The following is a 21819-nucleotide window of genomic DNA, read 5'->3' as shown; positions in this document are numbered from 1 at the left end:
CGCGCGGGCCTGGTACCGGTTGGCCAGGTACCGCCGCAGCGGCCGGATTCGCGGTGGGCGGCTCCAGCGGACACCGCCCCGCGGAGGTGCGTGGTTGATGCGGGCGGGTCGACCGGGTTCTCCGAGCTCCGTTTCAGGCCACGTCTCGTGATAGCGCGTGCCTCGCGTTTGTCCGTGACACATGGGTTTGCGCGCTAACACCGGAGCCGCGGCTTGTCATATGGTCCGCGCCTTTTAAAGTACGTGTTGTGAATAACGGGAACCCCTCTCACGTTGGTGGGCGGCGGAGGCGGACCGGGACGCAGGACGGCCCCTCCGGCGGTCACCGCTCCGGTGCCCGCGGCGGCGCGTACAGCGGCAAGCGCCGCGCGGGTGCGGCGCTCCCCTTCGACCTGCCTCTGCCCGAGAAGCTTCAGCACCTCGGGTTCGGCCGCAGGCATCTCGCCGTCGCCGGGGCCGCCGGACTGGTGATCGCCGTGGGCCTGAGCATCGTCCTGGCCAACCTGCCCGGCGACGCCCCCGCCGGGCCCGAGCCCGCCGACGCCGCGTTCCTCTACGCAGACGGCCAAGCGCTCCCCGACGAGTTCGCCGCCGACTACCCCGGCCTGATGAACCGCGTCCACACCGAACTGGAGACCCGCTACGGCCTGACCCCCGACGAGCTCTACGACCCGTCCCGCCCCGACGGTCCGCGCGTGGTCCTCACTCTCGACAAGGCCCTCCAGGACGCCGCCGAATCCCTCACCGGCGAAGCGGGCGTGGTCGCCGTCGAACCCGGCACCGGCGCGGTCCTGTGCTACTACGGCGCCGAGTCCGAGACCGGCGTCGACCTCATCGGACCCACCGCGCCGCACCCGCCGTCCTCGGTGTTCAACCTGCTCACCGCCGCGGCGGCACTCGAAGCCGGGGCCTCGGTCGACTCGTGGTGGGCCGACGCGGACGCCGACGTGACCCTCACCGAGGCCGTGCGCGAGGCCCGCGACGGCGCGATGGACGCCGTGGCCGTCGAATACGGCGTCGAAGCCGTGCTCGACACCGCGAACGGCATGGGCCTGGCCGCGATCGCCGACGCCGACGGCACCCGCCGCGACCTCGCCGCGGGTCAGTACGACGGCCTCAAGGCCGCTGACCTCGGTACCTACCCGGTGAGCGTGGTCGACATGGCCACCGTCTACGCCACGATCGCCGCGGGCGGGGTCCGCGCCGACACGCACCTGGTCGCCGAGGTTCTCGACAGCGCCGACGACCCGATCGAACCCGATCAGGGCGTGCGCACCGAGCAGGCCGTCGCCGCGACCACCGCGCAGGACCTCCAGTACATCGGCTTGGGCCAGAGCGAGGCCATCGCCGACCGCGACTTCTTCGGCTTCGGCGCCGACTACTACGGGGAGACCACCCAGACCTGGTTCGTGGGCGCGATCCCGCAGCTCAGCGTCGCCGCGTGGGCCAACGGTACCGCCGCCGTTGACGGCGGGATCCCGTTGTGGCGCAGCGTGATCGACACCGCGATCGAGGCCAGGGGCTACGAGGCCCAGTCGCTGCCCGGCGCGTCCGGCGCCGGCGACGACCTCACCGACGGCATCGCCGACGACGAGGGCCGCATCGACCCCTCCAGCGAGTACTGCCTCGCTCACCCCGACGAACCCGCCTGCGCCGCATCGCAGTCGCCCTCGGAGAGCCCCTCGTCGCAGTCGCCCACCCCGGACGAGACCACCAGCGCCGAACCCGACCCCGAGCCCACCACGACGCGCGAACCCGACCCGGAGCCGACCACCTCCGAACCGCCGGAGGAGACCACGACCGACTGCGGCTGGGTGTGGTGCTGAGACCGCGGGCTACGATGCCGCCCATGACGACGCCCAACGGGTTCCCCCGGTCCCGGACCGCGCTCATCCTCGCCGTGGCGGTGCCGCTCGCCGTGCTGGCCGACGCGATCCTGATCCGCGTCGCGGGCTCCGGCGGGCCGCTGTGGCAGGGCCTCGACGACGCCTGGAACGGCTTCGTCGGCGGTTCGGCCTCGGGTCTGCTGTGGCAGCTCGCCGAATTCCACAACCGACTCGGCGGCCGGGCCGGGCTGATCCTGTTCGGACTCGGGGTGATCGCCCTGATCCTGTTGCGGCGCTGGCGTTCGGCGGTGTTCGCGTGCGCGGCGGTGGCGGCCGCGGCGTTCATGACCGACGGGATCAAGCAGGTGGCCGAACGGGCGCGGCCGGAGGACCTGATGGTCCACACCGCGTCGTGGGCGTTCCCTTCGGGGCACGCCGCGCGCATGGCGGCGTTCATGGTCGTGATCGCGGTGGTCGCGATCCCCGCCGCGCGGCTGCGGGTGTGGTGGCCGATCGCGGGCGTTTTGGTGCTCGCGATGATGTGGGCCCGCACCTGGCAGCACGCCCACTGGCTCACCGACACGATCGCGGGAGCGGCCCTCGGCTGGGCCGCGGCGATGCTCGCCTGGAAGGCCTGCGACTCGATCCTGGCGACCGAACGGCAATGGAGAACCGAACCGGACGAGGAAGCGAAAGCCGACCAGCGCTGACGCGATCGCGGCGACCCCGAGCCGCGCGACGACGCGGGCGAGAGGCATTGGCGGAGGCGTAACGTCGTCGCCGACCGTGCCGACCGTGCCGACCGTGCCGACCGTGCCGACCGTGCCGACCGTGCCGACCGTGCCGACCGCTCGGGCGGTGGCGTCGCGACGCGGACTACAGCGCCCGCCCCCGGCCGCACCGCCGGGCCGCCTTCGCCTCGCGCGCAGTCCCGCGCGCTCTTCGCCTTCGCTCGCGCGAGCCCCTCCTCGGGCATCGACCGCTTAAGCTGGGGGCACGCCCGTACTCGTTCGAAAGGTCTCGCGATGTCGACGCCCGATCCCCACGCGCAGCCCGACCCGTATCAGCCGCAGCAGCCCCCGCCGCCGTACGCCCCCTACGCGCAGCCGCCGCCGTACGGTTACCCGTATCCGCCGCCGCGGCCCACCAATGGGATGGCCATCGCCGCCATGGTCGTGGGGATCGTGGGCGCGTGCAACCCGATCGGCGTCCTCGGGCTCATCTTCGGGATGATCGCCAAGCGGCAGATCCGCGAGACCGGCGAAGGCGGCGACGGGTTCGCCACCGCCGGGGTCGTGCTCGGGTGGATCGGCGTGGCCTCGGTCGTGTTCTGGGTCCTCTACTTCGTGGTCTTCGCGAGCCTCTGGGGCTTCGCCATCCACGAGATCAGCCAGCTCCCCACCGATTACCCGACCGATTACCCGACCGACGACCCGACCTGGGCCATCGGTCTCCTCACCGCCCGCTAACGCCGCTTGCGGTCGCGCCGAACATACGTGGTCACCGTGAGGTTCAGCGCCGCCACGACCGCGTAGACCAGGGCCGCGACGCCGAAACCGAGGCCCCACAACGCCACAGCGCCCGAAGCGAACGCGACCACCTTGACCGCCACCACCGCCGGGGTCGCCACCTTGAACCGGGCCTTCGGTGCGGCGAACGAGCCCCACAGCGCGATCAGGGCGCCCACCGCGCCCGCGGCCACGAGGATCCGGCCCCACCACGGCAGATCCAACGTCAGGGCCCACCAGCCCACGAAGACGAGCATCGCCACCTCGACCACGAACGCCAGCAACGCGTTCCACATCACGAAGGTGCGCAGGATCCCGCTGTAGTGGTCCCATTCGGGCCGAGGGGCGCGGTTCGAAGAGTTCGCTTGGGTCACTCGAACATGATCACCCCTCGGCGGGGGTCGAGCCTCGCCGGGTACGACCAAAGTCGGAGCGCGGCTCCGCTCCCGGACTGAGGCCGAACGCCTGCGCGCGTGATGGGATAAGGGGATGACCCGCAAGCCCGGACTCCTCCGCCGCGTACGCCGCGGCGATCTCGTGGCCGCGATCGTGCTGTTCGCGATCGGGGCGGTGATGATCGGGTCCGGGTCGTTCGAGCGCTACGTGCCCGACCTGCCGATGGCCGTGCGCTTCGCGCCGTTCGCGCTGGCCTGCCTCGGCGTGGTCGTGCGCCGCGCCTCGCCGGGCCTGTGCCTGGCGCTCGGCTCGACCGGCTTCGTCACCGAGATCGCGATCGGCCTGACCTTCGCCACCGTGTGCGTCTACACCGACAACCTGTACGCGTTCGCGCGCTACGGGCCCCGCCGCGGCGTGCGCTATCTCGGCCCCGCGCTCGGGCTCGTGGTGATCGCCCTCGGCGGCCTGGTGATCGTCCAGGGCGCGAACACCGCGGAAGTCATCACCACGATCGCGATCAGTGCGGTCGTGCTGCTCTCCCCGATCGCGACCGGCGTCATCGTCCGCCAGGCCCACGACCGGGCCGAGCTCGAACGCGAGCGCGCCGAGCAGGCCGCGCGCCTGGGCGACGTGCGCCGCCGCGAGGCGGTCCTGCGCGAGCGCACCCTCATGGCCCGCGAGCTCCACGACACCGTCGCGAACTACCTTTCGGCGATCGCGTTGCAGTCCACGGCCCTCCAGGCCCGAAAGGACCTCGACGCCGAGACCATGCGCACCTCGGTGGCCGCGATCCGCTCCTCGAGCGTCGAGGGCCTGGCCGAGCTGCGCCGCATCATCGGCCTCCTGAGGGCGGGCGAGGAGGGCGAGGAGCTGGCCTCCTACCGGCTCGACCAGCTCCCCGAGCTCGTCGAGCGCATGCGGGCGGTGGGCCTGCGCATCGAGGTCGCCGTCGAAGGCGAGGAGCGCGGCCTGCCCGACGAGGTCGAGCTGGCCGCCTACCGTGTGGTCCAGGAGTCGCTCACCAACGCCCTCAAGTACGGTGCGGACGCCTCGGTGCGCATCGCGTACGAGCCCGCCCGGCTGCGCCTGCTCGTGGAGAACTCGGCGAACCCCGAGACCGCGCCGGTGCCCGGCGGCGGCGCGGGCCTGGTCGGGATGACCGAGCGGGTGCGCCTCCTCGGCGGGGACGTCGAGGCCGGACCGGTCGGGGACCGCTGGCGGGTGCGCGCCGAGATCCCTTCCGCCGCATGAGAACCGAATCGAAGAGGAGACCGCGATGACCAGGGTCCTGCTGGCAGACGACCACGCCGCCGTCCGCGCCGGCCTGCGGATGCTCCTGGAGAGCGCCAGCGGGGAAGGCGAGGACGACATCGTGGTGGTAGGCGAGGCCGCCGACGGGGTCGAGGCGGTGCGCCTGGCGCGGGAACTCGCCCCCGACGTGGTGGTCATGGACGTGCGCATGCCCCGCAAGGACGGCATCGCCGCGGCCGCCGAGCTGCGCGGCGTGGCCGACGTCCTGGTCCTCACCAGCTACAGCGACGACGCGAACGTGTTCGACGCGCTGCGCGCCGGAGCCAGCGGGTTCCTGCTCAAGGACGCCGACGCCGAGACCCTCGTGGCCGCCGTGCGCACCATCGCCCGCGGCGACGGCCTGATCTCCCCGGCGGTGACGCGCGGTCTCATCGCCGAGTTCGCGCGCTCGCGCCCGGCGTACGCGCCGATCAGCGTCGACGGCGCGGGCCTGGCGAACCTCACGCCCCGCGAGACCGAGGTCCTGGCCCTCATCGGCGAGGGCATGTCGAACGCCGAGATCGCCGCCGAGCTGGGCATGGCCGAGGCCACCGTCAAATCCCATGTGACGCGGGTCCTGGCGAAACTCGGTCTCACCAGTCGGGTTCAGGCCGCGATCTTCGCCCGGGAACAGGGACGATAGTCACGTCCCACGTACCGGAATGTCGCTTTCCAACTTCCATTGAATGCTGATACAGTTCGCTGCATAGTCATTCAATACGGAGGTTTCCAGTGACGTACCAGGTCGCCGTGGCCGGCGCCAGCGGCTACGCGGGAGGCGAGGTGCTGCGGCTGCTCGCCGACCACCCCGAGCTCGACGTCGTCGCCGCGGGCGCGCACAGCAACGCCGGTGAGTTCATCACCGCGGTCCACCCCCACCTCTCCTCCTACGGCGACCGACGTTTCACCCCGACCACGCCGGAGGCCTTCGCGGGCGCCGACCTGGTGATCATGACCCTCCCGCACGGCCAGTCCGCCGCGCTCGCCGCGCAGCTCCCGGCCGACCAGAAGATCGTCGACCTCGGCGCCGACCACCGGCTCGAAGACGCCGCCGCCTGGGAGGCCTACTACCCCGGCCCCCACGCCGGGACCTGGACCTACGGGCTCCCCGAGCTCCCCGGTCAGCGCGAGAAGATCGCCGCGGCGACCCGCGTGGCCGCCACCGGCTGCTATGCCGTGGCCACGATCCTGGCGCTCCGGCCGCTCCTGGACGCCGGGATCGCCTCGCCCGAGGACGTCGTCGCCGTCGCGGCCTCCGGCACCACCGGCGCAGGCAACGCCCCGAAGAAGCACCTGCTCGCCTCCGAGGTCATGGGCTCGATGAGCCCGTACAAGGTCGGCGCCCACCAGCACGTGCCCGAGATCAAGCAGGCCTCCGGTGCCGCCTCGCTCTCGATGACCCCGCTGCTGGCCCCGATGCCGCGCGGCATCATCGCCACCGTCACCGCCAAGCCCGTCGCATCGGTCACCGCCGAGGACGTGCGCGCCGCGCTCGCCAAGGCCTACGACGGTGAGACGTTCGTGCGCCTCCTGCGCGAAGGCCAGTGGCCCGCCACGGCCTCGACCTACGGCACCAACCTGGCGCTCGTCCAAGGCACCGTCGACATCGACTCGGGCCGGATCATCGTCACCTGCGCGATCGACAACCTCGGCAAAGGCGCTGCCGCCCAAGTCGTCCAGTGCGCGAACCTCATGCTCGGCCTCCCCGAGGCCGCCGGACTCACCGTGAACGGAGTGGCCCCGTGACCATCACGAGCCCCAAGGGCTTCCGGGCCTCCGGCGTGACCGCCGGTCTCAAGCCCTCCGGCAAGTCCGACCTCGCCCTGGTCGTCAACGACGGTCCGCTGCACGTGGCCGCCGGGCGCTTCACCGGGAACCGCGTCAAGGCCGCCCCGGTCAAGTGGACCCAGCAGGTCCTCACTTACGGCCAGGTCAAGGCCGTGGTCCTCAACTCCGGCGGCGCGAACGCCTGCACCGGCCCGGCCGGGTTCCAGGACACGCACGTGACCGCCGAGACGGTCGCCGGGCTCCTCGACTGCGGCGCAGCCGAAGTCGCGGTGTGCTCCACCGGCCTCATCGGCGAGCGCCTCCCGATGGACAAGCTCCTGCCCGGCGTCGCCGCCGCTGCCGCGGCTCTCACCGCTGACGGCGGCCCCGCTGCCGCGACCGCGATCATGACCACCGACACCGTGGCGAAGAACGCCGCGATCACCAGCCCGGCGGGTTGGACGGTAGGCGGCATCGCCAAGGGTGCGGGCATGCTCGCCCCCGGCCTGGCCACGATGCTCGTGGTCCTCACCACCGACGCCGTGGTGGACGCCCCGCTCGCCGACGCCGCGCTCGGTACGGCCTGCCGGTACTCGTTCGACCGGCTCGACTCCGACGGCTCGATGTCCACCAACGACACCGTGCTCCTCCTCGCTTCCGGCGCTTCCGGGGTTGAGGCGGACGCCGACGAGTTCATTACCGCCGTCACTGACCTGTGCAAGGACCTCGCCCACCAGCTCCTGTCGGACGCAGAAGGCTCCACCAAGGACGTGGCGATCACCGTTTCGGGCGCGGCCAGCGAAGACGACGCGGTCGAAGTGGCTCGGATCGTGGCCCGTGACAACCTCGTCAAGACCGCCCTGTTCGGCTCAGACCCGAACTGGGGCCGCATCCTCGCCGCCGTCGGCACCGCGAAGGCGCCCTTCGACGCCGACCAGGTCGACGTCGCGGTCAACGGCGTCTGGATCTGCAAGGCCGGGGCCGCGGGCGAACCGCGCGACCTGGTCGACCTCAAGGGCCGCGACATCACGATCGACATCGAACTCCACCACGGAGCCGCGTCGGCCACGATCTGGACCAACGACCTGTCCCACGACTACGTCCACGAGAATTCGGCGTACAGCACATGAGCTTTGCAGACAACGGTTTCGAAGACCTCGCCCCGCACCTCCAGTCGGCCCTCGGCAAGGCCGAGACGCTCATCGAGGCCCTCCCGTGGCTCCAGCGCTTCACCGGAGCGACCGCGGTGGTCAAGTACGGCGGCAACGCCATGATCAACCCCGAGCTCCAGGCCGCGTTCGCCGCCGACATGGTGTTCCTGCACTACGTCGGCATCAAGCCCGTGGTCGTCCACGGCGGCGGCCCGCAGATCTCCGCGATGCTCGCCAAGCTCGACATCGCCTCCGAGTTCAAAGGGGGCCTGCGTGTCACGACCCCCGAGGCCGCCGACGTGGTCCGGATGGTCCTGGTCGGCCAGGTCGGCCGCGAGCTCGTGGGCCTGATCAACAACCACGGGCCCTTCGCCGTGGGCATGTCCGGCGAGGACGCGCAGCTGTTCACCGCCAAGCGCCGCTGGGCCGAAGTCGAGGGCGAACGGGTCGACGTGGGCCGCGTCGGCGACGTGGCCTCGGTCAACACCGCCGCCATCGCCGACCTCATCGACGCCGGGCGCATCCCCGTGGTCTCCACGGTCGCGCTCGACCACGAAGGCGTCCTCTACAACCTCAACGCCGACACCGCCGCCGCCGCGCTGGCCGAGGCGCTCGGCGCGCAGAAGCTCATCGTCCTCACCGATGTCGAAGGGCTGTACGAGAACTGGCCCGACAAGTCCTCCCTCGTGCGGCAGATCGACACCGACCGGCTCGCCGGGCTCCTGCCCTCCCTCCAGTCGGGCATGGTCCCGAAGATGGAGGCCTGCCTCCGGGCGGTCAAGGGCGGCGTCCCCCAAGCGCACGTCATCGACGGGCGCGTTCCCCACTCGACCCTGCTGGAGATCTTCACCTCCGACGGCGTCGGCACGATGGTCGTGGAGTCGAAATGACCTACTCGGAGCAGATCAAGGCCCGCTACGAGCGGTCCCTCATGGGCAACTACGGCCTCCCGCCGGTGGCCCTGCGCGAAGGCGAGGGCCGCACCGTCACCGACGTCGACGGCAACACCTACCTCGACATGATCGGCGGCATCGCCGTCTCCAGCCTCGGGCACGACCACCCCGCGCTGGTGGAGGCCGTGAGCGTCCAGGCCGCGCGCCTCGCGCACACCTCGAACCTCTTCTTGCACGAGAAGGAGGTCGAACTCGCCGAGAAGCTCCTCGAACTGTGGGGCAACCCCGGCCGGGTCTTCCTCTGCAACTCCGGCACCGAGGCCAACGAGGCCGCGCTCAAGCTCGCGATCCTCCACGGCAACGCCACCGGCAAGAGGCGGATCGTGGCCACCGAGAACGGCTTCCACGGCCGCTCGCTCGGCGCGCTCTCGATCACCGGCAAGGCCGCGATCCGCGAACCGTTCGAGCCTCTGGGCCGGGACGTGGTGTTCGTGCCCTACGGCGACGCCGACGCCCTCGCCGAGGCCCTCGACGGCACCGTCGCCGCGGTCTTCCTCGAACCCACCCAAGGCGAGACCGGCGTGATCCCGGCCCCGGCCGGTTACCTCAAGGCCGCACGGGAACTCACCAGCATGAGCGGCGCGCTCCTCGTCCTGGACGAGATCCAGTCCGGCTTCGGCCGCACCGGCGCCTGGTTCGCCCACCACGCCGAAGGCGTGGTCCCCGACGTGGTCACCCTCGCCAAGGGCCTCGGCGGCGGCGTCCCCATCGGCGCCGTCCTCGCCACCGAGGCCGCCGCGGCCCTGTTCGCCAAAGGCGTCCACGGCTCCACGTTCGGCGGCAACCCGATCGCGTGCGCGGCCTCCCTCGCCGTGATCGACACGATCGAACGCGACCAGCTGTTCACCAGCGTCCTCGCCCTCGGCGAGCACCTCGACGCGCGCCTCGCCGCCGACCCCCGGGTCACCGAGGTCCGCGGGCAGGCCCTGTGGCGCGGCATCGGACTCACCGAGCCGGTCGCCGCCCAGGCCGTCGAGCACCTCATCGGCCTCGGTGTCCTCGCCAACGCGCCCCGGCCCGACACGGTCCGCATCGCCCCCGCGCTCACCATCACCCGCACCGAGCTGGACGCGTTCTGCGACAAGCTCATCGAAGCCCTCGACGCCGTACTCCCGGCCCCCGGAGGTCGACCGTGAAACCTCATCACTTCCTCAGAGACGACGACCTGACCCCCGCCGAGCAGGCCGAGATCCTCGACCTCGCCGCGAAGCTCAAGGCCGACCGCCACGGCTACCCCGCGCTCGCGGGCCCCAAGTCCGTCGCGGTCGTGTTCGAGAAACCCTCCACCCGGACCCGCCTCTCCTTCGACATCGGCATCGCCGAGCTCGGCGGCCACCCCGTGCTCCTCGACGCCCAGTCCACCCAGCTCGGCCGCGGCGAGTCCATCGGGGACACCGCGAAGGTCCTGTCCCGGTACGTCAGCGCGATCGTGATCCGCACCTTCGGCGACGACCGGATCGCCGAGCTCGCCTCGCACGCCACCGTCCCGGTCGTCAACGCCCTCACCGACGGCTGGCACCCCTGCCAGCTCCTCGCCGACCTCCAGACCGTGGCCGAGCACCGCCCCCTCAAGGGAACCCACCTCGCCTACGTCGGCGACGCCGCGTTCAACATGGGCAACTCCACCGTCATCGCCTGCTCCCTCGCCGGGATGCACGTGCGCATCGGCGCCCCCGAGGGCTACCAGCCCGCCCCCGACGTGCTCGCCCGCGCCGCCGAGATCAACGCCGCCACCGGCGGGTCCGTGCTCGTCACCAACGATCCCGTAGCGGCCGTGACCGGCGCGCACGTCGTCTCCACCGACGCGTGGATCTCGATGGGCATGGCCGACAGCGCCCAGCGCTTCGGCGACCTCGGCCGCTACCAGCTCAATGCCGAACTCCTCGCGCACGCCGCCGACGACGCGATCGTCCTCCACTGCCTCCCCGCCCACCGCGGCGAGGAGATCACCGACGAAGTGATGGACGGCCCCCAGTCGCGCGTGTTCGAGCAGGCCGAGAACCGCCTCCACGCCCAGAAGGCCCTCCTGGCCTGGCTCCTCAAGGAGGCAGCGTGAACCAGCCGACCACCAAAGCGGCCCGGCAGGCCCGCATCGTGGAGCACATCTCCACCGAGGCGATCCGCTCCCAGACCGAACTGGCCGCGCTCCTGGCCGCCGACGGCATCGAGGCCACCCAGGCCACGCTCTCGCGCGACCTCGAAGAACTCGGCGCCGTCAAGGTCCGCGGCACCGACGGCGGCTCCGCGGTCTACTCGATCTTCGCCGAAGGCGAACGGCCCCTGCGCGACGCAGAGGCCGCACCCGACCGGCTCCAGCGGCTCCTGCGGGAACTCCTCGTGGGCGCCGACCACTCCGCGAACATGGCCGTCCTGCGCGTCCCTCCCGGCGCGGCCCAGTACCTCGCCAGCGCGATCGACCGCTCCGGCCTGGCCGACGTCATCGGCACCATCGCCGGAGACGACACGATCGCCGTCATCGCCCGAGACGGCCTCACCGGCCGCCACGTCGCCGACCAGATGCTTCGCTGGGCCGGCAAGGGACCAGACCCGTACACCGGCGCCATCGAGCCCATGCCTTTGAAGAACACCAAGGAGAACAGCAAATGACCGAGAAAGTAGTGCTCGCCTACTCCGGCGGCCTCGACACGTCCGTCGCGATCCCGTACCTCGCCGAGCAGCTCGACGCCGAAGTGATCGCCGTGGCGATCGACGTCGGCCAGAACGGCGAGGACATGGACGTCATCAAGCAGCGCGCCCTCGGCTGCGGCGCGGTCGCCGCCGAGATCGTGGACGCCCGCGAGGAGTTCGCCGCCGACTACTGCTTCCCGGCCGTGGCCGCCAACGCGCTCTACATGGACCGCTACCCGCTCGTCTCCGCCCTGTCCCGGCCGCTCATCGTCAAGCACCTCGTGGCCGCCGCCGAGAAGCACGGCGCGACCATCGTCTCCCACGGCTGCACCGGCAAGGGCAACGACCAGGTCCGGTTCGAGGCCGGCCTCGCCGCCCTCGCCCCGCACCTCAAGGTCGTCGCCCCCGCGCGGGACTTCGCCTGGACCCGCGACAAGGCCATCGCGTTCGCCGAGGAGAAGAGCCTCCCGATCGACGTGACCAAGAAGTCCCCGTACTCGATCGACCAGAACCTGTGGGGCCGGGCCGTCGAGACCGGGTTCCTCGAGGACATCTGGAACGGCCCCATCGAGGACATCTACGACTACACCCAGAGCCCCGCCGAGGCCCGCGAGGCCGACGACGTGGTGATCACCTTCATCGGCGGCAAGCCCGTCGCGCTCGACGGTGTCAAGAAGTCCGCGTTCGAGCTCATCCAGGAGCTCAACGTGCGCGCCGGGGCCCAGGGCATCGGCCGGATCGACATGGTCGAGGACCGGCTCGTGGGCATCAAGTCCCGCGAGGTCTACGAGTCCCCGGCCGGGATCACCCTGATCGCCGCCCACATGGAACTCGAGAACGTGACCATCGAACGCGAGCAGGCCCGGTTCAAGCGCACCGTCGACCAGCGGTGGGGCGAGCTCGTCTACGACGGCCTCTGGTTCTCCCCGCTCAAGGACAGCCTCGAAGCGTTCATCGACGACGTCCAGACCCACGTCACCGGCGAGGTCCGGCTCTCCCTCCACGCGGGCAAGGCCACCGTCACCGGTCGGCGCTCCGAAGCCAGCCTCTACGACTTCGACCTGGCCACCTACGACGAGGGCGACGCGTTCGACCAGACCAACGCGCGCGGCTTCGTGGAGCTGTGGAGCCTCCCGGCGAAGCTCGCCGCGGCCCGGAACGAGCGGATCAAGGCCGAGGCCGCGTAATGGCGAAACTCTGGGGGGGCCGCTTCACCGGCGGCCCCGCCGCCGCCCTCGAAGCACTGAACGCCTCCATCGGCTTCGACTGGCGGCTGGCGCCGTACGACCTCCAGGCCTCCCGGGCCCACGCGCGCGTCCTGCACCGCGCCGGGCTCCTCGACGCGGTCGAACTGGAGCGCATGATCGAGGCGCTCGACGCCCTCGAAACCGATGTCGCCTCCGGGGCCTTCACCGGCACCGTGGCCGACGAGGACGTGCACACCGCCCTCGAACGGGGCCTGGTCGAACGCCTCGGCGACCTCGGCGGCAAGCTCCGCGCGGGCCGCTCGCGCAACGACCAGATCGCCACCGACCTGCGCCTGTACTGCCGCGACCACGCCAGAGGCCTGGCCGCCGACGTGACCGCGCTCGTTGCCGCGCTGGCCGATCAGGCCGCAGACCTGGTCGACGCGCCCGCGCCGGGCATGACCCATTTGCAGCACGCGCAGCCGATCACCTTGGGCCACCAGCTGCTGGCCCACGCCCAGGGGTTCCTGCGGGATCTGAGCCGCCTCTACGACTGGGACCGGCGGGCGGCCGTGTCGCCGCTCGGCTCGGGCGCGCTCTCGGGCTCGTCGCTGCCGCTCGACCCGGTGGCCGTGGCCGAGGAGCTGGGTTTCGGCTGGGCCGCCGAGAACTCGATGGACGCCGTCTCGGACCGCGACTTCGCCGCAGAGCTGCTTTTCATCTGCTCCATGATCGGCGTGCACCTCTCCCGCCTGGGGGAGGAGGTCATCCTCTGGTCGAGCCACGAGTTCGGCTGGGTCACTTTGGACGACGCGTTCTCGACCGGCTCGTCGATCATGCCGCAGAAGAAGAACCCGGACGTGGCCGAGCTCGCGCGCGGCAAGGCGGGCCGCCTGGTCGGCAACCTGACGAGTCTCCTGGTGACGCTCAAGGGCCTGCCGTTCACGTACAACAAGGACCTCCAGGAGGACAAGGAACCGGTCTTCGACTCGCTCGACAACCTGGCGCTCCTCCTCCCGGCCGTCACCGGCATGGTCGCGACGCTGACCTTCAACACCGAGGTCCCGCGCGCGTCGGCTCCCAAGGGCTTCAGCCTCGCCACCGAGATCGCGGACTGGCTGGTGCGCAAGGGGATTCCGTTCCGCTCAGCCCACGAGATCGCGGGCGCGTGCGTCGCGCACTGCGAGTCGAAGGGCATCGAGTTGCACGAGATCAGTGACGCCGACCTGGCCGCGATCTCCGAGCACCTCGACCCGGCCGTGAAGCAGGTCTTGGACGTGGACGGCGCTCTGGCGGGCCGCACGACCCCGGGCTCTACTGGTCCGAAGGCCGTGGCCGACCAGCTCGCGACCGTGCGCGAGCGGATCGCGTCCTGGAACGACTGGTCACAGTCGAAATAAGACGAACGAAGGGGCCCGCGAACCTCGCGGGCCCCTTCCCTCATGTTCAGGGCTTGAGCACCACCGGTTCGGTGCAGTCGAACCCGGGCTGGCCGCCGAGGTCGTCGTTGAGGCAGATCGCGACGGTCACGTAGTCGATCCGCGAGGTCGCGTCGCCGGTCAGCGTGAAGTCGAACACGGACACCGATTCGCTGTTGGACAGCGGTTCGCGGTGCTCGTCCACGGGCCGGTCCTGCGAGTAGGCGGTGAACCGCACGTGCCGCGGCTTCGGCTCGACGTCGAGGCAGCGCTCGTCCTCGACGGTCGTCGAGGCCTTGCCGACGATGTCGACGGTGGGCTGGATGATCAGGTCCTCCCACTCGGCGTCGCCCGCCGCCTCGTAGAAGGTGCACGCGTCCTCGCCGACGTCGTTCACGACGAACGGGATCGGTGCCGCCGCGGCCGGAGCGGCCACGACGAGTGCGAACAGGACGCCCGCGGTAAGTGCGAGAGCGCCGCGAATCAGGTGGGGGAGTCGTCTCATAGGGCTCCGTTCAGGGGTGCGCGGCGCCGTGCCCCACCTCGACGCCGCCAGTAGATATGAACGTTTATAAATATCCAGCAAGCGCTACCGAGCGTCAAGCTCCTTGGACAGCCTGCGAAGCCGGATGCTGGTGAAGACCGTGAGCAGGCCCCAGATGATCGCGAAGAACCCGATGGTCACCACCAGGGCGACCGCGCCTTCGCCGGGCTTGGCGAGCAGCACGATCCCGAGGATGACCGCGGCGAGGCCGGTGAGGATGAACAGCCAGCGCCCGCCCGCGTCCCGGCTGAGCCCGAACCCGGAGACGATGGACGCGACGCCGATGACGATGGCCCAGATCGCGATGACCCACAGCAGCGCGACAGCGGTGATCCCGGGCCACAGCAGCGCGATGAGACCGGCGATGACCCCGAGGATCCCCATGAAGATGAGGAACCCGCGCCCGGAGTCGCGCCGCATGCCCATGACGATCCCGGTCACGCCGTCCACGATCGCGTAGGCCCCGAACAGGATCACGAACGCGAGAATGGTGATGTCGGGCCAGAAGATCGCCATCGCCCCGAAGATGATGGTGAAGATACCGCGGGCCAGCACCCAGCCCCAGTTCTTGGCGAGCAGTACGAACATCCCGAACACCCCATTCCACCAGCGCGGACACCGGTGTCCACAGGCTAGCTCCGAAGGGATGGAACGGTACGGATTCCGAGAAAACCGCAGATTCGGACGAGTCTCGGGCCGCAGGCCTGAACGTGAGCGGACCCCGGCGCGCAGCGCCGGGGTCCGGGTTGTCGTCGTGCCGAGGGCTAGGCGGTGAAGTCGAATTCGCCGTCTCGGGCTCCGGCGAGGAACGCCACCCATTCGGCGCGGGTGTACACGATGACCGAGCCTTCGGGGTGGTGCGAGTGCCGAACGGCGACCCGCCCCGAGCCATCGGCCAGCGGGCCAGCCTCGACACAGTTGGGGCCGTTGTCGCTACTGCGGGAGCTCTTCCGCCAGCGAATCCCGGCCAGCTCGGCCGCTGAAAGCTGCTGTTCGGTGGTCATGCGATCTCCTCCTGGTGGCTGTCAGTCGGTGAAGTCGAATTCGCCGTCTCGGGCTCCGGCGAGGAACGCCACCCATTCGGCGCGGGTGTAGACGATGACCGAGCCCTCGGGGTGGTGCGAGTGCCGAACGGCGACCCGCCCCGAGCCATCGGCCAGTGGACCAGCCTCGACACAACTTCCGCCATTGCTGCTGCTACGCGAGCTGATCTTCCAGCAAACCCCGGCGAGCTCTTGGGTGGAAAGCTCCTGCACGGTACCGGCGACGCTCACTTGATCTCCTTCAACACGGACTTGATGAGTGCTGCGGACCGTTGCGGGTCCAACGCTCCACCTCTCACATCCTTCCACGCCTCTTCGAACCGCTCTACGCCAGGCGATTCGACGTATAGTGCACCGCCCAGCGTCTCGACATAGGCGACGTCGGTGAACTCCTCAGGCATAACGAATACTTCAAAGCTGCCCAAATGACCGCTGTGAGGGCCGTGCGCGGTCGGCAGGACCTGTATATCGATGTTTTCGTGTTCTCCGAGGTCAAGGAGGTGCGAAAGCTGGCCGCGCATGACCTTTGTTCCGCCTATCGGCCTGCGTAGCACGGGCTCCTCAACCACCATCGTGTAGCGGAGGGCTTGGTCGCCGGAGAGGATGGTCTGTCGTTCGAGGCGCAGGTCAACCCATCTATGTATCTGCGATTCCTCGGCACCTTCCTCCGCCTTGCGGATCAGTGCTTCCGCATAGGGGCGGGTTTGGGCGAGGCCGTGGATCACCATGTTCTGGTAGGTACACAGCTCATCGGTCCGAGACTCCAGCCATGGCAGGTCGATGAAGTCGCGGGTGACTTCCTCCCGATAGGGGTGCCACCAGCCCTTGCGCCAGACATCTTCGCAGAGTTCGAGCAACGTCTCGCGAGTCTTCTCGTCCTCGACGCTATAGAAGGTGAGCAGCGCGTACACATCAGCTCGGCGGATCGGGTACTCGCCGGTCTCGTACCGGCTCACCACCGACGGGTCCTTCTGTAGGAACTCGGCGGTCTCGGCCCGCGACCGTCCGGCCTGTTCGCGGTGCGCTCGCAGCTTCTCGCCGAGCCAGCGTGACCGCAGGCTCGGTCCAGGGCCCTTCGGTCGTCCTCTTCCCGCCATCACACGCCCTCGTCGCTCATCTGGGTTACATCGCCCGAATATTTTTGGACACGGTGAGTCTTGATGCTTGTGCTAAAAGACTCGATATGCCACTATACAACCAAGCGTGGCGGGAGTCACGGAGGAGATGAGCGAGTGTCGAGTGCTCGCCAGACAAGAGCCGGCCGGGGCGGTCACAGGTTGCAGCCAGATCCGCCCCGGCCTCAAACATCGGAGGCAGAGCATGTCTACGCCCGACTCAGTCATTGTCGCCCAGGCGACCGACAAGACCAAACCCGATCCGTTCGCCGAGCCGCAGACCTTCACCATCCGCTGTGCCGAGTGCGCCGACGACCTCGGCTCCCATCTCCCGCACTGTCCCGGCGTCATCGCCGCCGGCTACGACGCGCCCGGCCTCGGCGCCTTCTCCAGCACCGTCTACCCCAACGTGGGCGGCAACTTCTGCAAACACGAGTCCGCCCTCAGCGCCCTGCGCTTCTATGCGCTCTGGGGCCCAGTGGAACTCCACCTCGCCAACGGCCACATCCTCAATTGCATGGACCTCTTCACCGAGGAGGACGAACTCGGTTGAGCCCCAGACAAACCCACTGGTGCCCCGGCGCGAAGCGCCGGGGCACCAGTGGGTTCTTACGTTCAACCTCAGCGCACCGCTGCCGGTTCGCGGGTCTCCGTTGCGACAGGGGCCGGTTCGGGCTCCACCGTCACGTGGGGGAGCACCCGATCCATCCACTTCGGCATCCACCAGGCGGCCCGGCCCATGAGCTTCATGATCGCCGGGACCAGGAGGCAGCGGATCACGAAGGCGTCGATGAAGATCGCCGCGGCCATGCCGATGCCGAACTGCTGGAGCATCCGCGACTCGCTGAAGATGAACGCGCCGAACACCGCGATCATGATCGCCGCCGCAGCTGTGACCACGCCGCCGGTCGAGGCCAGGCCCTTGCGAACCGCTTCGATCGCGTCGCCGGTGCGCACCCACTCCTCGCGCATCCGCGACATGAGGAACACCTCGTAGTCCATCGACAGCCCGAAAATAATCGCGAAGCTCATGACCGGCACGAACGCCTCGATCGGCCCCGGCTGCGTCCCCAGCAGGCCCTCCTGAAACACCCAGGTGACCAGGCCGAGGCTCGCGCCGATCGTCAGCAGATTCAAGATCGCGGCCTTGACCGGGATGAGGATCGAGCGGAACACGGCCATGAGCAGCAGCATCGACAGGCCCACCACGAGCACCAGGAACAGCGGCGCGCGCTGCTCGATGATGTCGCTGAAGTCGATCGCCGCGGCCGTGGAGCCGCCCACGAACTGCGTGCCCTCGACCTCGTTCAAGACCTCGCCCCGCAGCTGGTGCACCAGATCCACAGTGGCCTCGTCGCTGGGGCCGCCGGTGCCGATCACGAACGACATCCACAGGTCGTCGGCGACCTCGAACGCCGGGGACACGTCCTCGACCGTCTCAAGCCCTTCGATCGCCTCGTACGCGGCGGTCGCCTCGGCTTCGGTGCCGTCGGTGACGACCATGAGCGGCCCGTTGAAGCCCTTGCCGAACCCGTCGGAGAGCAAGTCGTACGCCTGGCGGCTCTGGAGCTCCTCGGATTCGGTGCCCGCGTCGGCGAAGCCGAGCCGCAGGCCCGTCAGCGGCGCGGTGAGGGCCACGAGCCCCACGGTGACCGCGATGATGGCCAGGCCCGCGCGCTTCTCGATGAACCGCGACCACGCGTTCCAGCGCTGCCCGGGAACGCCCTTGGCCTTCGCGGCGTGCTTCCTCACCCGCTTCTCGATGCGCTTGCCGAACAGGGCCAAGAGCGCCGGGAGCAGTGTCACCGAGGCCAGCATCGTCACCAGGACCACGAGCGCGACGGCGATCGCGACCGATTGCAGCGCGCCCAGTCCCAGCGCGTAGAGGCCGATGAGCGCCACGATGACCACGGACCCGGCGAACAGGACCGATCGCCCGGCGGTGTCCAGAGCAGTTGCTGCCGCCGCCTTGCGGCTCGCGCCGCCGATGAGCTCGGACCGGAACCGCGCGAAGATCAGCAGCGCGTAGTCGATGCCCACGCCGAGGCCGACCAGGAACATGATCGGGGTCAGGAACGTCGGCAGGGTCGCCACGTGGGAGACCAGCATCGAGAGGCAGAACGTGGTGCCCACGGCGAACACGGCGGTGATGAGCGGGAGGCTCGCGGCCAGGAACGACCCGAACATGAGCACCAGGATCACCAGCGCGGCGAGCATGCCGATGCCCTCGGCGGCCCCGCCGCCGCCTTCCTCGGCCTCGCGGACCGGGTCGCCGCCGAGCGCGACTTCGAGGCCGTCGCCCGCCGCGTCCTCGGCCAGCGGCAGCAGCTCGGCGGCCTCTTCGGCGGTCCCGTCGAACGTGGCGGTCGCGTACCCGACCGTGCCGTCCTCGTTGATCGCCCCGTATTCGGTGAATGGGTCGTTCACGTCGACCACGCCGGGCATCCCGGCGAGTTCGTCGAGCAGCGCCGCCACGCGGCCCTCTTCGGCATACACGTCGTCGGCGCCGAACACGACCTGCACGGACACGTCGTTCGCTTCGGGCGCCCGCTCGTCGAGCAGGTCGAACAGCTCTTGGGATTCGGTGCCGGGCATCGAGTTGTCGTCTTCGAAGGCTGAACCGACCGCGCTGGACGCGCCGATGGCGCCGGCGAACACGAGCGCCCAGGCGAGCAGGGCGATCCAGGGACGCCGCTGCGTCCAATGTGAAAGCCTCGCCATGAGCGAAGGCCGGGAGGAGTCAAGGTTTCGTTCCATGACGATGACTCTCGCCGCACGGCCGCGTCCCTCGCATCGCCTCGGAAGCGGCTCTGGCCGTACGCCTGAGGGTTCAGGGCCCGCCCGGGGCGTACTCCTCAGGGCGCACCCGGCTAGGCGTCCCCGTCGGTCCAGGTGGGGCGCACCAGGCCCGATTCGTAGGCGGTGACCACCAGTTGCGCGCGGTCGCGCGCCGAGAGCTTGGACATGATGCGGCTGACGTGGGTCTTGGCGGTCGCCGGGGACAGGAACAGCGTCTCGGCGATCTCGTTGTTGCTCAGGCCCGTGGCCACGAGCTTGAGGACCTCGGTCTCGCGTTCGGTGAGCGCGTTGAGTTTGGTGCCCGGCTCGGGCCGGGCCACGCGCCCGGCGAACTCGCCGATGAGGCGGCGCGTGACCTTCGGGGAGATCAGCGCCTCGCCCTCGGCCACGACCCGGATGCCCCGCAGGAGCTCGTCGGGGTCAGTGTCCTTGAGGAGGAACCCGCTGGCCCCGGCGCGCAGCGCCCGGTACACGTAGTCGTCCTCGTCGAAGGTCGTCAGGATCACGACCTTGACGCCGTCGAGCTTGGGGTCGCGGCCGATCCGCTCGGTCGCCTCCAAACCGTCCATGACGGGCATCCGGATGTCCATGAGCACCACGTCGGGGCGGTGCCGCCGCGCCAGTTCCAGGGCCTCGGACCCGTCGCCGGCCTCGGCGACGATCTCGATGTCGTCCTCGTCGCCGAGGATCGAGCCGAATCCGGCCCGCACCAGCCGCTGATCGTCCACCAGCATCACCCGGATCACGAATGCACCTCCAACGGCCATGTGGCCTCCACGATGAACCCGCCCTCGTCGAGCGGTCCGGCCTCGAACGTACCGCCGAGACTCTCGGCCCTCTCGCGCATCCCCGTCAGGCCGTTCCCTGCCGCGTTGCCGCCCTTGGCATCGCCGACGCCGTCGTCGGCGATCGAGACCGCCAGTGTGGACGTCCCGGTGACCACTTTGACCAGCACGTGCGTGGCCTGGGCGTGCCGCAGCGCGTTGGTCAGCGACTCCTGCACCACCCGGTACGCGGCAGCGTCGACCGCGACCGGCAGCTCGGCCCGGCCGTCGACGCGCAGCTCCACGTCCAGCCCCGAGGCCCGCGCGGCGTCCACGAGGGACGGCAGCTGGTCGAGGGTCGGCCCCGGCCCGGTCGGCGCGTCCTCGTCGGCCTCCCGCAGCACCCCGACCATCGCCCGCAGCTCCCGCAGCGACAGCTGGCTCGTGTCGGCGATCACCTGGAGCGTGTCCTCGGTCCGGAACGCGGGGTCGCGCTTGAGCTTGCGCAGCGCCGCGGCGGTCTGCACGTTGATCAGCGAGAGGTGGTGCCCCACGGCGTCATGCAGCTCTCGCGCGATCCGCAGCCGCTCCTCGGCCACGCTCCGCCGCTGCGTCTCGGTGAGCGCCACCGCGGTCTCGGCCCGGTACTTGCGGTGATGCGCCACCACCGCCCCGATCGCGGGCACGGCGATCACCCAGCCGCCGAGCATGAAGGTCTCACTCGCGGTCATATGCGCGAAGTCCGCCAGGGTCTCCGACACGACCACCACGAGGAACGTGCACCCGGCGATGATCCCCGCAGCGCAGGTCCGCCCCAGCGCCGCGAGCGTGTACAGCGCGATCACGAACCCCATGAGCATGGGCCCGTCGATCGAGGAGGCCGGGTAGTAGACCAGGGTCGCGGCCAAGGTCACGAGCGTGACGGTCAGCGGGAACGTGCTGCGGAAGTACAGCGCCGCGACCGAGACGACGAGCACGATCCACGCGAGCTCCTCGTTCAACCCCTGCGTGTCGCTTCGCCGCATCGCCCACTGGATCAACGTCCACCCGAGCACGACCACGGCGTTCATGGTCCCCACGAGCACATCGAGCGCGCGCACGGAAAATCGGTTCAACACGAACCCAACCCTAGAGACCGGCACGGCGCAAGGGTCGAGCCGTCCCGAACCCACGGGCGAGCGCGCGATTCGCCGGACGCCACGGCGGGTGACCAGGTGGCAGCGTCTCGCGATTACGAATCGAGGCGGCCGCCGTTCGCGACTCGCGGCCTGAGGCGCGCTTGCGTCGCGCTCGCGGTCCGCTTTTCGGTGTGCGACCGCACGTCGTTCGGCGGGCCGAACCGCTAGAGGCGGAGGGCCGGGGCGAACGCAGCCGACCGCTGCTTCGTGGTCGACGCCGACGGCGAGCCGGTCGCCCCTTCGACGATCACC

General features: G+C 70.2%; 23 protein-coding genes. 14 read left to right on the top strand and 9 right to left on the bottom strand.

The annotated features are described in order from the left end of the window. Window positions 1-248 precede the first annotated feature (248 nt). The 3 genes from AB0B28_RS13315 to AB0B28_RS13305 all read left to right on the top strand — a co-directional run bounded on the left by AB0B28_RS13315 (window position 249) and on the right by AB0B28_RS13305 (window position 3295). On the top strand, window positions 249-1826 hold the full coding sequence (locus tag AB0B28_RS13315; protein ID WP_360120423.1) for a penicillin-binding transpeptidase domain-containing protein: 1578 nt from the start codon (window positions 249-251) through the stop codon (window positions 1824-1826). Between the two features lie 23 nt (window positions 1827-1849). Then, a complete protein-coding gene (locus AB0B28_RS13310) occupies window positions 1850-2536 on the top strand; it encodes a phosphatase PAP2 family protein (protein WP_360120421.1) in 687 nt (228 codons plus the stop codon). Window positions 2537-2851: 315 nt separating this feature from the next. Then, window positions 2852-3295 (top strand): DUF4190 domain-containing protein, encoded by a 444-nt coding sequence (locus AB0B28_RS13305; RefSeq protein ID WP_360120419.1) that lies wholly within the window; start codon window positions 2852-2854, stop codon window positions 3293-3295. Here the strand turns inward: AB0B28_RS13305 and AB0B28_RS13300 are convergent. Then, window positions 3292-3708: a YrdB family protein gene (locus AB0B28_RS13300; RefSeq protein WP_360120417.1), complete on the bottom strand. Its 417-nt coding sequence runs from the start codon at window positions 3706-3708 to the stop codon at window positions 3292-3294. The two genes, AB0B28_RS13305 and AB0B28_RS13300, sit on opposite strands and share 4 nt — an antisense overlap. Window positions 3709-3823: 115 nt before the next feature. Between AB0B28_RS13300 and AB0B28_RS13295 the strand changes: the two genes are divergently transcribed. The 10 genes from AB0B28_RS13295 (at window position 3824) to argH (ending at window position 14106) form a co-directional block, all read left to right on the top strand. After that, complete coding sequence (locus tag AB0B28_RS13295) at window positions 3824-4981, top strand: histidine kinase (protein WP_360120415.1); 1158 nt, start codon at window positions 3824-3826, stop codon at window positions 4979-4981. Window positions 4982-5006: 25 nt separating this feature from the next. After that, on the top strand, window positions 5007-5663 hold the full coding sequence (locus AB0B28_RS13290) for a response regulator transcription factor (RefSeq protein WP_360120413.1): 657 nt from the start codon (window positions 5007-5009) through the stop codon (window positions 5661-5663). Window positions 5664-5752: 89 nt separating this feature from the next. Continuing rightward, window positions 5753-6766, top strand: a complete 1014-nt coding sequence (argC, locus tag AB0B28_RS13285; RefSeq protein ID WP_360120411.1) for an N-acetyl-gamma-glutamyl-phosphate reductase — start codon at window positions 5753-5755, stop codon at window positions 6764-6766. Continuing rightward, the gene (gene argJ, locus AB0B28_RS13280; protein WP_360120409.1) at window positions 6763-7917 is read left to right on the top strand and encodes a bifunctional glutamate N-acetyltransferase/amino-acid acetyltransferase ArgJ; all 1155 of its coding nucleotides are present in this window, start codon (window positions 6763-6765) and stop codon (window positions 7915-7917) included. Before argC ends, argJ begins: the two co-directional genes overlap by 4 nt. Beyond that, the gene (argB, locus tag AB0B28_RS13275) at window positions 7914-8828 is read left to right on the top strand and encodes an acetylglutamate kinase (RefSeq protein ID WP_360120407.1); all 915 of its coding nucleotides are present in this window, start codon (window positions 7914-7916) and stop codon (window positions 8826-8828) included. Before argJ ends, argB begins: the two co-directional genes overlap by 4 nt. Beyond that, window positions 8825-10027 (top strand): acetylornithine transaminase, encoded by a 1203-nt coding sequence (locus tag AB0B28_RS13270; protein WP_360120405.1) that lies wholly within the window; start codon window positions 8825-8827, stop codon window positions 10025-10027. The genes argB and AB0B28_RS13270 overlap by 4 nt, the downstream gene beginning before the upstream one ends. Continuing rightward, complete coding sequence (argF, locus tag AB0B28_RS13265) at window positions 10024-10947, top strand: ornithine carbamoyltransferase (RefSeq protein WP_360120403.1); 924 nt, start codon at window positions 10024-10026, stop codon at window positions 10945-10947. Before AB0B28_RS13270 ends, argF begins: the two co-directional genes overlap by 4 nt. After that, window positions 10944-11498 carry an arginine repressor gene (locus tag AB0B28_RS13260; RefSeq protein WP_360120401.1) on the top strand — a complete coding sequence of 185 codons (555 nt, stop codon included), beginning with the start codon at window positions 10944-10946 and terminating at the stop codon, window positions 11496-11498. The genes argF and AB0B28_RS13260 overlap by 4 nt, the downstream gene beginning before the upstream one ends. Next, the gene (locus tag AB0B28_RS13255; protein ID WP_360120399.1) at window positions 11495-12706 is read left to right on the top strand and encodes an argininosuccinate synthase; all 1212 of its coding nucleotides are present in this window, start codon (window positions 11495-11497) and stop codon (window positions 12704-12706) included. The genes AB0B28_RS13260 and AB0B28_RS13255 overlap by 4 nt, the downstream gene beginning before the upstream one ends. After that, window positions 12706-14106: an argininosuccinate lyase gene (gene argH, locus AB0B28_RS13250; protein ID WP_360120397.1), complete on the top strand. Its 1401-nt coding sequence runs from the start codon at window positions 12706-12708 to the stop codon at window positions 14104-14106. Before AB0B28_RS13255 ends, argH begins: the two co-directional genes overlap by 1 nt. Window positions 14107-14152: 46 nt before the next feature. Here the strand turns inward: argH and AB0B28_RS13245 are convergent, their stop codons facing one another. The 5 genes from AB0B28_RS13245 to AB0B28_RS13225 all read right to left on the bottom strand — a co-directional run bounded on the left by AB0B28_RS13245 (window position 14153) and on the right by AB0B28_RS13225 (window position 16808). After that, window positions 14153-14629: a hypothetical protein gene (locus AB0B28_RS13245; protein WP_360120395.1), complete on the bottom strand. Its 477-nt coding sequence runs from the start codon at window positions 14627-14629 to the stop codon at window positions 14153-14155. An 84-nt stretch (window positions 14630-14713) separates the two neighbouring features. Then, complete coding sequence (locus AB0B28_RS13240) at window positions 14714-15256, bottom strand: HdeD family acid-resistance protein (protein ID WP_360120393.1); 543 nt, start codon at window positions 15254-15256, stop codon at window positions 14714-14716. A 176-nt stretch (window positions 15257-15432) separates the two neighbouring features. Continuing rightward, window positions 15433-15672 carry a DUF397 domain-containing protein gene (locus AB0B28_RS13235; RefSeq protein WP_360120391.1) on the bottom strand — a complete coding sequence of 80 codons (240 nt, stop codon included), beginning with the start codon at window positions 15670-15672 and terminating at the stop codon, window positions 15433-15435. 21 nt (window positions 15673-15693) lie between these two features. Next, window positions 15694-15942: a DUF397 domain-containing protein gene (locus tag AB0B28_RS13230; protein WP_360120389.1), complete on the bottom strand. Its 249-nt coding sequence runs from the start codon at window positions 15940-15942 to the stop codon at window positions 15694-15696. After that, on the bottom strand, window positions 15939-16808 hold the full coding sequence (locus AB0B28_RS13225; protein ID WP_360120387.1) for a helix-turn-helix transcriptional regulator: 870 nt from the start codon (window positions 16806-16808) through the stop codon (window positions 15939-15941). The genes AB0B28_RS13230 and AB0B28_RS13225 overlap by 4 nt, the downstream gene beginning before the upstream one ends. A gap of 223 nt (window positions 16809-17031) precedes the next feature. On the opposite strand from AB0B28_RS13225, the gene AB0B28_RS13220 reads away from it, so the two are divergent. Further along, entirely contained in the window at window positions 17032-17379 is a 348-nt protein-coding gene (locus tag AB0B28_RS13220) for a hypothetical protein (RefSeq protein WP_360120385.1), read from the top strand. Between the two features lie 68 nt (window positions 17380-17447). Here the strand turns inward: AB0B28_RS13220 and AB0B28_RS13215 are convergent, their stop codons facing one another. From AB0B28_RS13215 to AB0B28_RS13205, 3 genes are all read right to left on the bottom strand, one after another. Then, the gene (locus AB0B28_RS13215) at window positions 17448-19583 is read right to left on the bottom strand and encodes an MMPL family transporter (RefSeq protein WP_360120383.1); all 2136 of its coding nucleotides are present in this window, start codon (window positions 19581-19583) and stop codon (window positions 17448-17450) included. Between the two features lie 113 nt (window positions 19584-19696). After that, on the bottom strand, window positions 19697-20371 hold the full coding sequence (locus AB0B28_RS13210) for a response regulator transcription factor (RefSeq protein WP_360120665.1): 675 nt from the start codon (window positions 20369-20371) through the stop codon (window positions 19697-19699). Continuing rightward, a complete protein-coding gene (locus tag AB0B28_RS13205; protein ID WP_360120381.1) occupies window positions 20368-21507 on the bottom strand; it encodes a sensor histidine kinase in 1140 nt (379 codons plus the stop codon). The genes AB0B28_RS13210 and AB0B28_RS13205 overlap by 4 nt, the downstream gene beginning before the upstream one ends. Window positions 21508-21819 lie beyond the last annotated feature (312 nt).

The organism is Glycomyces sp. NPDC046736 (genome assembly GCF_040645615.1).
Lineage (GTDB): Bacteria > Actinomycetota > Actinomycetes > Mycobacteriales > Micromonosporaceae > Glycomyces.
The sequence above is the reverse complement of the archived record's forward strand: the minus strand, read 5'-3'. Positions and strand labels throughout refer to the sequence as shown.

What these genes read in the sequence shown, in the direction of transcription:
- AB0B28_RS13310 (WP_360120421.1), top strand. Translation starts at nt 1,850, where the DNA reads ATGACGACGCCCAACGGGTTCCCCCGGTCCCGGACCGCGCTCATCCTC.
- AB0B28_RS13305 (WP_360120419.1), top strand. Translation starts at nt 2,852, where the DNA reads ATGTCGACGCCCGATCCCCACGCGCAGCCCGACCCGTATCAGCCGCAG.
- AB0B28_RS13295 (WP_360120415.1), top strand. Translation starts at nt 3,824, where the DNA reads ATGACCCGCAAGCCCGGACTCCTCCGCCGCGTACGCCGCGGCGATCTC.
- AB0B28_RS13290 (WP_360120413.1), top strand. Translation starts at nt 5,007, where the DNA reads ATGACCAGGGTCCTGCTGGCAGACGACCACGCCGCCGTCCGCGCCGGC.
- argB (WP_360120407.1), top strand. Translation starts at nt 7,914, where the DNA reads ATGAGCTTTGCAGACAACGGTTTCGAAGACCTCGCCCCGCACCTCCAG.
- AB0B28_RS13270 (WP_360120405.1), top strand. Translation starts at nt 8,825, where the DNA reads ATGACCTACTCGGAGCAGATCAAGGCCCGCTACGAGCGGTCCCTCATG.
- AB0B28_RS13255 (WP_360120399.1), top strand. Translation starts at nt 11,495, where the DNA reads ATGACCGAGAAAGTAGTGCTCGCCTACTCCGGCGGCCTCGACACGTCC.
- argH (WP_360120397.1), top strand. Translation starts at nt 12,706, where the DNA reads ATGGCGAAACTCTGGGGGGGCCGCTTCACCGGCGGCCCCGCCGCCGCC.
- AB0B28_RS13245 (WP_360120395.1), bottom strand. Translation starts at nt 14,629, where the DNA reads ATGAGACGACTCCCCCACCTGATTCGCGGCGCTCTCGCACTTACCGCG.
- AB0B28_RS13240 (WP_360120393.1), bottom strand. Translation starts at nt 15,256, where the DNA reads ATGTTCGTACTGCTCGCCAAGAACTGGGGCTGGGTGCTGGCCCGCGGT.
- AB0B28_RS13235 (WP_360120391.1), bottom strand. Translation starts at nt 15,672, where the DNA reads ATGACCACCGAACAGCAGCTTTCAGCGGCCGAGCTGGCCGGGATTCGC.
- AB0B28_RS13225 (WP_360120387.1), bottom strand. Translation starts at nt 16,808, where the DNA reads ATGGCGGGAAGAGGACGACCGAAGGGCCCTGGACCGAGCCTGCGGTCA.
- AB0B28_RS13220 (WP_360120385.1), top strand. Translation starts at nt 17,032, where the DNA reads ATGTCTACGCCCGACTCAGTCATTGTCGCCCAGGCGACCGACAAGACC.
- AB0B28_RS13215 (WP_360120383.1), bottom strand. Translation starts at nt 19,583, where the DNA reads ATGGAACGAAACCTTGACTCCTCCCGGCCTTCGCTCATGGCGAGGCTT.